The sequence below is a fragment of the Acaryochloris thomasi RCC1774 genome, from assembly GCF_003231495.1.
In the GTDB taxonomy this organism is placed as follows: Bacteria; Cyanobacteriota; Cyanobacteriia; order Thermosynechococcales; family Thermosynechococcaceae; genus RCC1774.
On sequence record NZ_PQWO01000048.1, the window covers coordinates 1 to 11,615 of the forward strand.

An 11,615-nucleotide genomic window follows, 5' to 3' on the forward strand; every position below is an offset into this window, starting at 1 on the left:
CGTAAGACCCTGTCGTTTTCAAAAAAGATTGCTAATCATATTGGTGCTATCTGGATGTTTGTACACCACTACAATGAATCCTTACACGACTAGGACTACCACTTTTTGAACGCCTCGAAACCGTTATTCTTGCACAGCAGGTAGACAGTTCGTTTTTGGTTTTAGGGCAGAAACCACTGTGGTTCTCTCACTTTTTCCCTCATACCGAGGTCACTATCACTTCAGTTCATCTGAAAGAGACGTTTCCATTTTTAAGCAATTTTCTCAGTGATACCCAACACCATTGGGACAATCAGCAAAGCAATCGCTTAGATTCAGGACTCTGGGTCGAATTGGATCTTCAGGGAGAGGAAATTCCTCTGGGAGCAACAGCTTTGTTCCTCGACACCCTGCAGCTGCTGCTGATTAATGCGGCAGGGCAAGCACTCAGGCAAATCTACAGAAAAGGGCCACGGTATGCGAAGGCGGGGGTGATGCGACTGGATATCTCCCTGGTCAATACGATGCAGGGGCATCTGTTCCAAGAAAGAGATAGTGAGAGGGCGATCGCGCTTATGAAGACTGTTGATCAGCTCAATCGCTTGTACGGGCGCAGGGCAGTCTTCTTTGCGAGTGAGGGGTGTACTCAAGCTTGGGCGATGAAGCGGCAGCGGTGTACGCCTTCGTATACGACGCGGTGGGAAGATTTGCCGGTAGTGCAGTGAGCGAGAACAATCAGACCAACGATTTTATAAACCAAGATGCTTCTCAAGAGCCTTGGATAAAAGCTTATCGAGGATCGATATCGATAATGATTGCCCCCTGTCACGAGCATCGGCTGTTACTTTTTTCCAGATAGTGTCATTTTTCATATTCTTCAGAAGCTGGTGTCCCTTCCATGTGATTCGGCTAATAAAGTATGCATCAATGAAGGTAGCTTGAGTTTCATGAGGCGTTCCTTCGAGAAGCCCTTCTTTAACCATTAAATAAACGTGTTCAGAAACAAGTTGCTGAGCAGCACCATCACAATCGAATGACGTAATTAACTCACCTGCATCAGCTTTCTCAGCTTCTAACAGAATCTTTCTAACTAAATTGTTGTCAAATTCCATGTGCCTCCTTCCAGAGGAAAGTCCATCATCAAATTGAATTTATGCAGCTCGCTTGCATGTGGAGATAGTAGCAGCTTTGAATATCTTTAATTTGTAAGATTAAAAATACTCCTCTCCAATCATTTTGATTTTCATCAATCAAGCTCCAGCTACTCCAGTTGAATAAGTTATTTTGATGCCGTCCAGTTTCTGTCCAATTTGCTTGTTCGATTTGAGGCACGTAGTGAGCCACTAAACTCGCTAGAGTTGCTTCTGTTCTGATAATGTCGCAGGCATTCATTGCTCTGCCCTCTGAGCTAAATGCTCCTCCACCTAAGCTCTGAGCATTAGGCAGATGTACTAACTTAGGTAGAACATTCCGCTGAAAGCATTGATGATAATCTCTAACAGCACAAATAGAGCCAAGTTTTCGCTCCGGTTCCAAATCTAATCTTACTTCCGTTCTCTCATTTGGCATCGCTTTCGAGGAAACATTCAATGATGGCCCTGTGGAACTACGGCAGAACACTTTTCGCTGCGCCCGTTCTACAGATAAAAAACCACTGCCGAGTTGAAGCTCTACCAAATTCCAGCCCAATGCTTGCATCTGGTTTCGGTAAAATTGAGAGACTTCTTCTACCGTAAAACAAGTTTCAAATAAAACTACCGCTCTATCCTGCACTAAGCTACCCAGAATTTGACTTCCCTCTGGAAATGGAATTTCCATTTCTGTTAGCCACTCTTCAGGAAGCTGCTTTACTAGTAGCTGAGGCTCTACCTGAACTAGACCCTCAGGATGAGGCAGATTATATTTAAGCAGCCTTAACGCTAAGTCTCGAAGCGCAGCAGACTCGCCTAAATTAGCATTACTGTAATTTTGAGTATCAGAATCAGGAGATGAATTATTTACCATTGATAGCGAGTCTATCAGTATGGTTGCAATCATATCAGTGAGCACTGGGTCGCGGGAGCAGCTCCCCTCTTTCAAACGCCCATCCCTCAGGTACCCAGTGCCCCTCTGCCGCCACTTCCACGATCGCATCAAAGTCAGCACAGCGATCGCCTACTGGACCAGAGGGATAAAGAGCGCAGACAAGGTGGCCGGAGAGATCGTGGTAGCGGCAGTTAATGCACTGGGGTAGCTTGCGAAGGGTTGGCATTGGTTGAATAGAGACAGCTTTCTTGAGTCCCTAAACTTGCGCCACAGCAACCTGTTCTCGCATCTGGTGAACCTGAATCATCGCGTCCACTTTCTCGACTGAACCAAAGGGCTGCAACTCCAGCACACCACTAATATCAAACCGCTGCTGTAACTCTACGCCTGCCTCATAGCAGTATGTTGAGGTATCAAACAGCAAAGAAGAGATAGGCGATCGCAACTCCCAGGAAAACAACTGAAAGCCTTGGCAGTCCTCACGAAATACGACGGCTAAGCTACCGATACGATGGGCGGGAAGGGCGACCCCATTGATGTATAGCTTGTGGGACAGGTACCTCTGTCTTGTCTCAGGTGGAATAGACTGCTTGAGTAAGTCGATGCTGCTTGCCTGCCGATGGCGCTGCAGTTTACTAAAGTGAGACGAATGCCCGCGATGCGACCGCCTTCTTGGGGATAGCTGCTGAGATGACCGTCGATATGCCATGAGTCCCTCTCTCTCACCCGGACTCTCAAACTATATCAAGACTTGAGAATTTCCTTACGTTTAACCGTTGTCCATGACAATTAGCTACAATCACGCCAGATATCAGCATTTGAGGATTCCACCATGAACAAAGGCGAACTTGTAGACGCGATCGCGGATAAATCCGGCGTCACCAAGAAGCAGGCTGATGAAATCCTGACGGCCACAGTAGACACCATCATGGAGACCGTAGCCGGTGGCGACAAGATCACTATCGTCGGCTTTGGAAGCTTCGAGCCGCGAGAACGCAAGGAGAGAGAGGGGCGTAATCCCAAGACAGGGAAGGCACTCACGATTAAGGCGACGACTGTGCCAGGGTTCAGCGCGGGGAAAGTGTTTAAAGATCGAGTGAAAGCCTGAACATGACTGAACAATCCCTTATCGGGAAGATTTGATGAAATACCTCCAGATCTGTGTGGTTTCTGGAGGTAGTGATGGTATCAAGCAACCGTACTGCCGCCAGATTAATCGAAGGTTAAGAACAAATATTTATTCACAAAATTATTTAAGATTGCCGAAGAATCTGCGTGTATATTAGCCTAGAAAGCTGAAGTATTTTTCAATCAACATCCATGACAATTTACGTTGGCAATCTTTCTTACGACGCCACACAGAACGACATCCAAGAAGTATTCAGTGAATACGGCACCGTAAAAAAGGCCCACCTCTCCACCGACCGCGAGACCGGACGACCCAGAGGCTTTGCTTTCATAGACATGGGTTCTGATGCTGAAGAAGAAAAAGCGATCGCTGAGCTTGATGGAGCAGAGTGGATGGGCCGAACGCTCAAGGTCAATAAGGCCAGACCCAGAGAGAATTAGAGATTTTGCTAAGCTGTAGTCCCAGCTAGACCTACAATCAATTTTTACTCAATTCAATCAAGGGCATTCAGCATTGATGGCGAAGAAAACTGCAGCAAAGAAGCAAGACATTCAGCCCTTAGTTGGGAAAGAACTACTCAAAAAGCTCAAGGACTTATCCCACCTCTCTAAGCGGGAAAAAGCGAAGGAGTGCGGGTACGTCGTCGGTGAACGAGTCAACCAAAGTGGTTTCATGAATGCCATCTTGGAAGCCAAGGGCATCTCTCTTGACGGTGAATCCAATGGCGATGGTAGAGGGCGAGAGGCCACCTATCGAGTCAAAGTCCACAAGAATGGGAATATTGTGATCGGGGCTTCCTATACTGAGAAGATGGGGCTACAAGTTGGCGATGAGTTTGAAATCAAGCTCGGGTATAAGCACATTCATCTCAATCAGATCACTGAAGACGATTAGGAGACATAATTTCACTCCCATCGCATTCCACCGCACAACCCTCGTCAGCATCCGCCAGCTCCGCTATCGAGTACTGAGGCCAAGGCACGCGATCACAGAATCGTGGTTTGATGAAGCCTAGCAAAAGCAAACAATAGTGAGCCAAGGAAAGGACCTCTTCACAAATTAACGGTAAGGGAGGAAGACGTGCCGACCATTCAGGTTCAAGCGGTAATTCAAGCCCCAACTGAGCGTGTATTTGACCTCTGCAGAAATGTTGAAGTTCATGTAATTTCTACCGCTCAGACGCACGAAAAAGCTGTAGCAGGAGTCACAACTGGCTTATTGGGACTTGACGATGTGGTGACCTGGGAAGCCACACACCTTGGGGTGCGGCAGCAACTAACAAGCTGCATTACACAGTTTGAACCTCCTTTCTTCTTTCAAGACAAAATGGTGTGTGGAGCATTCGAAGCTTTTACTCACGATCACAACTTTTATACAAGAGGAAAAAATACTGTTGTCGAAGACCGATTTATATTTATCAGTCCATTCGGTCTCATAGGAACAATATTTAATCAACTTTTTTTGACTGAATACATGCGTAATTTTTTGAATCAGAGGCTACAGGTAATTAGAAATATTTCCGAGTCTAGCGAGTGGGAAAAATATCTTTAGCCCTCATAACATTTGCTGTCTTTCGCTCCTTCCTTCAGTCTGACAAGAGCAATCCGCCTGGAGACTCAGGGCGATGGCTACTGCTGAACTTTAGAAGGGTAATATTTTCCCTGGCATGGCACTCAGCGGTATCCGAGAGGGAATCATATTAACAGTTAAAAAGATACAGAGAGAGAATCATGAGTGGTGTTGGCATCCAGTATTTAGGTGGAGTAAATCATGTTGATGATACACCGATCAAAACGCTATTCCTCTCACTTTTTCATACCCCTATCATCCCATTACAATCGGCTTATATCGGCAAACCTATCGACAACAATAATAGTGATATATGGATTGCAGCTTTAGCTGGCTTTAGTGGCGCAGAACTGAACGCAATTAGGTTAAAGAAGATTCACGTAAAATCACTACTCCATGCTTACTTTAGAGCCGCCTGCATTTGGTCTTACCCGTTGATGATAATGTGTACCGTGGCGTATGACGATGTTACTTGGCTTATCGTCAACACCATATATGGGTTTATATCTTTTTTGATTCTACTAGTATTACCTGCTTATCTTATTTCTTGGTCTTACTCTTCCACCAAAAAAGTCACTAATAGAATAGAATTAGCTGTCAGAGAAGCATCAAATACCATTCTTGGTGTAGCAATTGACCCTAAGGATATCAATCATAAATCAGCCCGGAAAATATCAGATAACATTGACAAGATGCTATTGGCCCATGATATAAGGAACTGGGGTGACCATTTATCAGAAATCCCTTTTGAAAATATTTTAATCAACAAGTTACTCCTTTTAAGAATCCGTTGTGCTATTGGATTGCGGGAGACAGTAGAAGACTTTAGATTGTCTAGCTTTCAAGAAAAACTCTTCCATAGTCTTGAGCGATCAAAGCAGCATCTTTAGCCAGGGGCAGAGCATAAGATCGCAAACCTAGATCAAGACGATCAGCTCAAGTCCATCTGGTGCCATGCAAGAGTTAGCGCAAGGAGCTTCTACGAGCGCTTGGGGTCGCGGGCGGTGTCAGAGGGATCAATTTCTTTTCAGATATGAGAGAATAGCTGCCCATAAAGGATAATAACCCTACTAAATGAGATTTAATTAAGTCAGAACTAGATTCTGACTACAAACCTTCTAAAAATCAAGATTTACTCGCTTACAGCTTTATGACGACAAGATTTGACATACAAATCCAGCTTCACTTTGAAGGCAAGGATGGACTTACTTACTCTAAAGAAGTAATAAGGCTGTTAGATGTGATCGAAACAGCCACCTACGGCTCAGATCGCGAAGATGTAATTCGAGCCTCAAATGTACTGGATATCAACCCAGTAATAAGAGATGCATGCCTTGAACGCTTACGTCATTACCGTCACAAACGTTTTTTACTAGAGGAAGCACGTCCAGGATCACTAGCACTTGTAGGTCTAGTTGCTGGAGTCGGGTTGTATGTTTTTAAGAAAACCATCATGGAATCATTCACAGAAGGCTTTAAAGATAGTCGAACAAATAAACTGTTAAAAGAGACCTTTCGAGACCTTGTTGACGAAAAATGCTTAAAGATAGCTGAAAATATACGAAAACAACTTATTATTCGTCAAATTTCGGCTGAGTTGACTTCATTGCCGCCAAGCAATGATAATTCACCTCAAATTATTATAGTTAATATAACCCCTCCTCCAACTAAGTCTACAAAATGGGAGGAGATTATAAACCTTGGAAATATGCTGGAATAGTTATACGCTATATTTATGCGTTTATGCGTTTTTATAGGCACTAATTGCCGACTAGAGATTGATGGGTCGGGCCAAATCAATTTATCAGGTTTGGTTCGACCCAATACGAACAAATAACTAAACATAACTTTCTGAACAGCAGCGGCCCTGCAATAGAACACCAGAATAAACTGGTACTAAAGGAACAGCAAGATACCTTATTTCAGGGAAATAAGGTATCTTCCAACATCATGATTCGCTTCGCCACCGTGCAATTGGGTGCGGCTACTCTCAACAAAAGCAAACCCCAATCAACCGCAGCCCCTCTCCCGTCCAACAGCCGAATACGGTAGCGACTCTCCAGCCCATCAAGAGCTTTCGCGGCATATCCTCTGCGCTGCTACGGTATTCCGCGTCTCTTGATTCGATCACAGGTGCTGCATTCAGGAAGGGTGAGATCGCAACGTAGAGAAATACGACGGGTACAACATTGCTCTTCACTCAGGCTTGTAGACGAAACAGGTTTACTACAATGACCAAAGGGAAAAAACACACTGGATGAAATAGCCATGAACAATCAGGATAAATTTATCTGCACTATTTATGGCTTGGTTGCAGTGATTGCACTCCCTGCAACGTGGATTAACAATATTGCCTTCATGAATCAAGCAGAGCAGGCCGGATTCTCAATCGGAGAGTTTGCTCATGCAGCTTATGGGCCTAAAACGACCGAAGCTGCGATATGGGGCAATTTAGTACAAATCTAGTACAGTGCAGTGCATCAGGATTAGCCTCAAGCCATATCGAGAGCAATGCGCTTTGTGAGATCAAGATTGAACCATCCATAGGGCGTCACATGATTCCAGATCAGGGGTGACAACGCCCTCAAGTCCTCTATCTGCATTCTCTTCATCCATTGTGGTTCCTTCAACACATTCTGAATCATGAGCGTATTGATATAAATCATGCTGACCTGCAGCAGGTGCAAGGCCAGTGCAGAAAGTTCTTGATTCTCCCGCTTGTTCGTCGCAAACTCTCCCCCACGACCAAAGTAAATAAAGTCATTGGCCCCATTCCATCGTTCCACCACATTGAGACCCTCATTGATTTCAATCCTGAGTGCTTCAGACGATAGATACCGACACAGGAAAATGGTTTTGACCGCTTTGCCTATCTCCAACAAAGCCTTATGTGTCGGATGCTGAATCTCTGTTTTGCCAAAGCGTCTGAAAATATCTTCAGCTTCAGCCGTTCCTAAGCGCAATGCCGTCGCGTACTTGATGGCTTGGTCATACTGCTGCGTCACCTGCTCCCAGTCAATCGCCTTCGATAAGATCAACTTGAGATTAGAATAGTCTCCTTTCGTCCCTGCCTCCGGCAACGAGAGCTTTTGAGCACCAATACGTTTGAACCTTGGCATTAACTGAAACCCTAGAAGATGGCAAAAGGCAAAGCCAAGCTCACTCTGGCCGTGGGTATCAACGTAGTTCTTCTCCAGCTTTAGATCCGTATTGTGTCGCAACAGCCCCGTGAGCATTGATGAGACCTCAGAAGAGGAGCAGGTTTTCAGTTGCGAGTAGACACATAACGATTTCTTCTCAACATGCCAGTAGATCATTACCCCCCTGCCCCCATAACGGCTGTGCCATTCCGTCATTAGATTCTGGTCCCAAGCGCCAAACTTTTTAGAGTCAGAGGCACAGGCCGTTGTTGCCTCTCCCCAGAGATTTTCCATCCGAACCTTGAGCGTGGCATTGACCACTTCAGCAATGGCATTGCGAAGATGCTCCCGATGCAAGAATTGCCGTTTAACGTAGAGCAAATTGGGGTAGGTTTCATCGGTAATCCCAGCACAGACTCGCTTGAGACCCATGTTGGTCCCTAGGCCAAACAGAGAAAGCAATAGCCGCCTTTGAAGCGTGGGACCGTTGAGCTGCTGGCGCGAAGCTGCAGTATGAAACTGATCAGTGAAATTGACTCGCAAGTCCGTTTCCTTGAGGATGTCCAACAAGCTGGTCATCGGCCAGCGTTTCGCCACTTCCTGCTTGAGCTTGTGGATGTTACGGGGTTCGTCTTGAGCCTGAAAGGGAGTGACGCTAATCCAACCATTATCTCGGGGCAGAATGTTGACTAGTGGATCATTGGGAATGCTTGTATTCAGGAAAGCTAGCGCTTCCGTCATCTCCTGTTTTAGCTTATTGACAAAGGTTTCAGCATCTAGCGGTTGATTAAGTTCTAAGTAGTACTGCTCTCGTTGAACTTCAAAGTCCTGGGGCAGATCAGTGTCTGGATTCCCATAGCGTTTGGCACCCATCACCCACACTTCACGACTGACCTTGTCTCGAAAAAGTGGACAACAAACTTAGAGCGGAATGGGTTGCTCTAGCTTGCCCCAATAAAGCTCTTCAAATTGGACAGGTGTAAAATACCCAATAGTCGAATGAATTCGCTGTCGGTTATAAAACACTTCAATCCACTCAGCAATGACCGTTTTGGCCTTCGCTCTGGTGTCGAAAATCATGGGGTGAATGAGTTCAGTTTTGAGTGTACCAAAGAAGCTTTCAGCAACCGCGTTATCCCAACAATTGGCCCGACGACTCATGCTGCAAGTGATATCCGAACGCTCCAGTTCAGCCCGATAATCAGTACTGGCATATTGAGAGCCACGGTCGGAATGAAAGACGAGTCCATTGGAGGCTGGTATACGGTGCCCTAATGCAGCTTCTAAGGCCGTAGAAACCAACGCTGTCCGCATGTGCTCAGCCATAGACCAGCCCACAACTCTTCTCGAGAACAGATCAATAATGACGGCCAAGTATAACCAGCCTTCTGCTGTTGCGATGTAAGTCAGATCAGCAACCCAAGCACGGTCAGGTTCAGTGGTCGTGAAGTCCCGATTGAGAACATTCTCGGCGACTGAGTAGGCATGGTCAGAGTCCGTTGTTGTAACCTTGAACTGGCGCTTACGACGAGCACTGATACCGAGCTTTGCCATTAATCGCCTCACCCGTTGACGACCCACTCGAAAACCTTTGGCAATCAATGCAGCATGGATTCTCGGTGAACCATAGGTGTGACGAGAGTCTTGATGAATTTGTTGAATCTGCTCAGACAAGATTTCGTTCTCCTGCTGTCTAGGGGACGTTTTGCGATGGACCCAGGCGTAGTAAGCACTCCGAGAAAGGTGGAGCACCTTACACATCAAGGTAATGGGATAGTTGACCTTCTCTGCATCCATTAGCTCATAGGGTCCCCAGTCTCTCTGGCAAAGAAGGTCGCGGCCTTTTTTAAAAAATCTCGCTCCATCTCAACACGTTTGAGATCACGGCGCAAGGACACCAGCTCTTGACGCTCAGAAGAGGTGAGAGGTCCTTTCGGATCTCCCTGGCGATCTATCCTTGCTTGTCTCATCCAGGTATGAATAGTGCTCACACCGATTCCGAGTTCCTTGGCAATTTGGTTGATAGGTTTGTCAGCCTGCTCAACAATAAGGAGTACCTCGGCTTTTTGCTCGGCGGTGAATAGTCTGCGTTTCTTTTGTGTCATGTGAACAGTCTCCTAGATCATTGACTTGATTGGAGTGTCCACTTTTTCGAGACAAGGTCACCTCCCCCTATTGCTGTCATACAAATTCAGCGCACAACCGGACGATCAATCTGAATCGCCAGCAATAACCAATCTGCGAACACTAAACGAATGGGTTGAGGCCATAACTTGGCAACGTTGCCAACAAGCAAAACAACTTCACAGACAGTAACTTTAATGTCACCATAGGACTATGATTGAACTCCGCGAATACGTTCGACCAGATGGGTCTAGCCCCTACCGAAAGTGGCTCAGCAAGATTGATGCTCCGATGGCAATCAAGGTGACGGCGGCGCAAGCGAGGTTAGAGCTAGGCAATCTCTCGAACATCAAGTGGTTTGATGGGATTGGCGAGTATCGGATTAACTGGGGACCAGGGGTTCGTATCTACCTTGCTCAAGATGGCAAGCAACTCATCATCCTGTTCGGAGGGGGGACCAAAAAAACTCAAGCTGCCGATATTAAGAGAGCGAAGGTCTTGCTCGATGAATATAAAACTCGGAAAAAGGAACGAAAGCCAGAACCTGAGACTCAACAACCGAAAGCCAAAAAGCGAAAGAAGAGGTAATGCAATGACTCTAACTAGAGATGTAAAACTGACGGTCAAAGAAAGAATTAATCGAGACCCTGAATTCGCTGTGGGTTTACTCAATGAGGCCATCTCATTGTTCATCAATGGGGAGCCTGACACAGCCAGACTCATGCTCAGAGATCTTGTGAATGCGACCGTTGGATTCGAGGAGTTAGCAACCAAGATTAATAAGCCCAGCAAAAGCTTGCACCGGATGCTCTCAGAGCGAGGCAACCCGACAATGGAGAACCTAACAGCGATTTTCAATGCGCTCCGACAAGAGCTGAGTGTTGAACTCACAGTTCAAGCGGTTGCTTGTGCTTAAGCAGTTCTTAATTGTTGGACAACGAGGATTATCACTAATGCTGATGCATAGTCCACCCCATCCAGGGGAGTCGCTTCAAGAAATCTATATGGAACCCTATGGCCTCAGTGTTCGTGATATTGCAAAGGTGCTGGGTGTCTCCCACTCCACGGTGGCACGGCTAGTCAGCCAGCAGTCTGCAGTTACTCCAGACATGGCAATTCGGCTAGAGAAAGGCATTGGCATGACGGCGGGAGCTTGGCTCGGAATGCAGCAGGACCATGACCTGTGGTTAGCACTGCAGAACGACTGCCATGAAGACATTCAGATGATTAATTTTGAGCAACTGGCTAGCGCTGGATAAGGGGCCATGCTGCCATCAATCCGCTTACCTTTGAGAAAGTGTCTGTCGCTCATATTCCCATCGGTATTCCTGTGCGCCGGATTCTCGCTGCAGCTCAAATGGCAGCCTGTAGAGCCAACTACCAGGATTATCGGGAGACTGCTTAAGATTCCCGAGGCACATCTCACGAAGCATCCACGAATAGACCAGACGTTCATCGCCAATCAAAAGATCAAGTGGCGGCGTACACAGCAGCTCCGAAGACCAACGCCCTGCAGTAGAGGCAGGGCGATCAATACCCCATCGGAATAGGTTAGCGGCTAGAAGGTCTGGGTTAAGCAAATAAAATCGCTAATGCCTGATAGGGTAGGGAAGAAGGTTATTCCGTTCCTTACTGGTAGGACATCTGAT

Annotated in this window: 17 protein-coding genes and 2 pseudogenes; 12 read left to right on the forward strand and 7 right to left on the reverse strand. The window is 46.3% G+C overall.

Annotated elements, in window-relative coordinates:
* Positions 1-93: pseudogene (locus tag C1752_RS27310) on the forward strand (IS1 family transposase); the annotation flags it as partial.
* 62 nt (positions 94-155) lie between these two features.
* Positions 156-704 (forward strand): DUF4113 domain-containing protein, encoded by a 549-nt coding sequence (locus tag C1752_RS27315; protein WP_110989196.1) that lies wholly within the window; start codon positions 156-158, stop codon positions 702-704.
* Positions 705-728: 24 nt separating this feature from the next.
* Here the strand turns inward: C1752_RS27315 and C1752_RS27320 are convergent, their stop codons facing one another.
* From C1752_RS27320 to C1752_RS27335, 4 genes are read right to left on the reverse strand one after another with little or no spacing between them, the layout of a single operon-like run.
* Positions 729-1,091, reverse strand: coding sequence for a DUF2513 domain-containing protein (locus C1752_RS27320; protein ID WP_110989197.1), 363 nt, complete (start codon positions 1,089-1,091; stop codon positions 729-731).
* A gap of 28 nt (positions 1,092-1,119) precedes the next feature.
* Positions 1,120-2,016 (reverse strand): hypothetical protein, encoded by an 897-nt coding sequence (locus C1752_RS27325; RefSeq protein WP_110989198.1) that lies wholly within the window; start codon positions 2,014-2,016, stop codon positions 1,120-1,122.
* 1 nt (position 2,017) lies between these two features.
* Positions 2,018-2,230 (reverse strand): hypothetical protein, encoded by a 213-nt coding sequence (locus C1752_RS27330; protein ID WP_110989199.1) that lies wholly within the window; start codon positions 2,228-2,230, stop codon positions 2,018-2,020.
* Positions 2,231-2,260: 30 nt separating this feature from the next.
* Positions 2,261-2,713: a hypothetical protein gene (locus C1752_RS27335; RefSeq protein ID WP_110989200.1), complete on the reverse strand. Its 453-nt coding sequence runs from the start codon at positions 2,711-2,713 to the stop codon at positions 2,261-2,263.
* 99 nt (positions 2,714-2,812) lie between these two features.
* On the opposite strand from C1752_RS27335, the gene C1752_RS27340 reads away from it, so the two are divergent.
* The 7 genes from C1752_RS27340 to C1752_RS27370 all read left to right on the forward strand — a co-directional run bounded on the left by C1752_RS27340 (position 2,813) and on the right by C1752_RS27370 (position 7,168).
* A complete protein-coding gene (locus tag C1752_RS27340) occupies positions 2,813-3,112 on the forward strand; it encodes an HU family DNA-binding protein (RefSeq protein ID WP_274704548.1) in 300 nt (99 codons plus the stop codon).
* Between the two features lie 212 nt (positions 3,113-3,324).
* The gene (gene rbp / locus C1752_RS27345) at positions 3,325-3,573 is read left to right on the forward strand and encodes an RNA-binding regulator (protein WP_110989202.1); all 249 of its coding nucleotides are present in this window, start codon (positions 3,325-3,327) and stop codon (positions 3,571-3,573) included.
* 76 nt (positions 3,574-3,649) lie between these two features.
* A complete protein-coding gene (locus tag C1752_RS27350) occupies positions 3,650-4,027 on the forward strand; it encodes an AbrB/MazE/SpoVT family DNA-binding domain-containing protein (protein WP_110989203.1) in 378 nt (125 codons plus the stop codon).
* Between the two features lie 186 nt (positions 4,028-4,213).
* Entirely contained in the window at positions 4,214-4,684 is a 471-nt protein-coding gene (locus C1752_RS27355) for an SRPBCC family protein (RefSeq protein WP_110989204.1), read from the forward strand.
* Between the two features lie 179 nt (positions 4,685-4,863).
* The gene (locus tag C1752_RS27360; protein WP_110989205.1) at positions 4,864-5,592 is read left to right on the forward strand and encodes a hypothetical protein; all 729 of its coding nucleotides are present in this window, start codon (positions 4,864-4,866) and stop codon (positions 5,590-5,592) included.
* A gap of 260 nt (positions 5,593-5,852) precedes the next feature.
* Positions 5,853-6,422: a hypothetical protein gene (locus C1752_RS27365; protein ID WP_110989206.1), complete on the forward strand. Its 570-nt coding sequence runs from the start codon at positions 5,853-5,855 to the stop codon at positions 6,420-6,422.
* A gap of 548 nt (positions 6,423-6,970) precedes the next feature.
* Complete coding sequence (locus tag C1752_RS27370) at positions 6,971-7,168, forward strand: hypothetical protein (protein ID WP_110989207.1); 198 nt, start codon at positions 6,971-6,973, stop codon at positions 7,166-7,168.
* Positions 7,169-7,194: 26 nt separating this feature from the next.
* Here the strand turns inward: C1752_RS27370 and C1752_RS27375 are convergent.
* A pseudogene (locus C1752_RS27375) lies at positions 7,195-8,730 on the reverse strand (Tn3 family transposase); the annotation flags it as partial.
* 33 nt (positions 8,731-8,763) lie between these two features.
* A protein-coding gene (locus C1752_RS27380; RefSeq protein ID WP_370664164.1) for an IS3 family transposase occupies positions 8,764-9,947 on the reverse strand; the annotation gives its coding sequence in 2 pieces (ribosomal slippage) (positions 8,764-9,677 and positions 9,677-9,947; 1,185 coding nt in all).
* Between the two features lie 232 nt (positions 9,948-10,179).
* On the opposite strand from C1752_RS27380, the gene C1752_RS27385 reads away from it, so the two are divergent.
* From C1752_RS27385 to C1752_RS27395, 3 genes are read left to right on the forward strand one after another with little or no spacing between them, the layout of a single operon-like run.
* Positions 10,180-10,554: a type II toxin-antitoxin system RelE/ParE family toxin gene (locus C1752_RS27385; protein ID WP_110989209.1), complete on the forward strand. Its 375-nt coding sequence runs from the start codon at positions 10,180-10,182 to the stop codon at positions 10,552-10,554.
* A 4-nt stretch (positions 10,555-10,558) separates the two neighbouring features.
* The gene (locus C1752_RS27390) at positions 10,559-10,882 is read left to right on the forward strand and encodes a helix-turn-helix domain-containing transcriptional regulator (RefSeq protein ID WP_110989210.1); all 324 of its coding nucleotides are present in this window, start codon (positions 10,559-10,561) and stop codon (positions 10,880-10,882) included.
* A 37-nt stretch (positions 10,883-10,919) separates the two neighbouring features.
* Entirely contained in the window at positions 10,920-11,225 is a 306-nt protein-coding gene (locus C1752_RS27395; RefSeq protein WP_110989211.1) for a HigA family addiction module antitoxin, read from the forward strand.
* Between the two features lie 24 nt (positions 11,226-11,249).
* On the opposite strand, the gene C1752_RS28205 is transcribed toward C1752_RS27395, so the two are convergent.
* Positions 11,250-11,546, reverse strand: a complete 297-nt coding sequence (locus C1752_RS28205; protein WP_146242471.1) for a hypothetical protein — start codon at positions 11,544-11,546, stop codon at positions 11,250-11,252.
* Between the last annotated feature and the right edge of the window lie 69 nt (positions 11,547-11,615).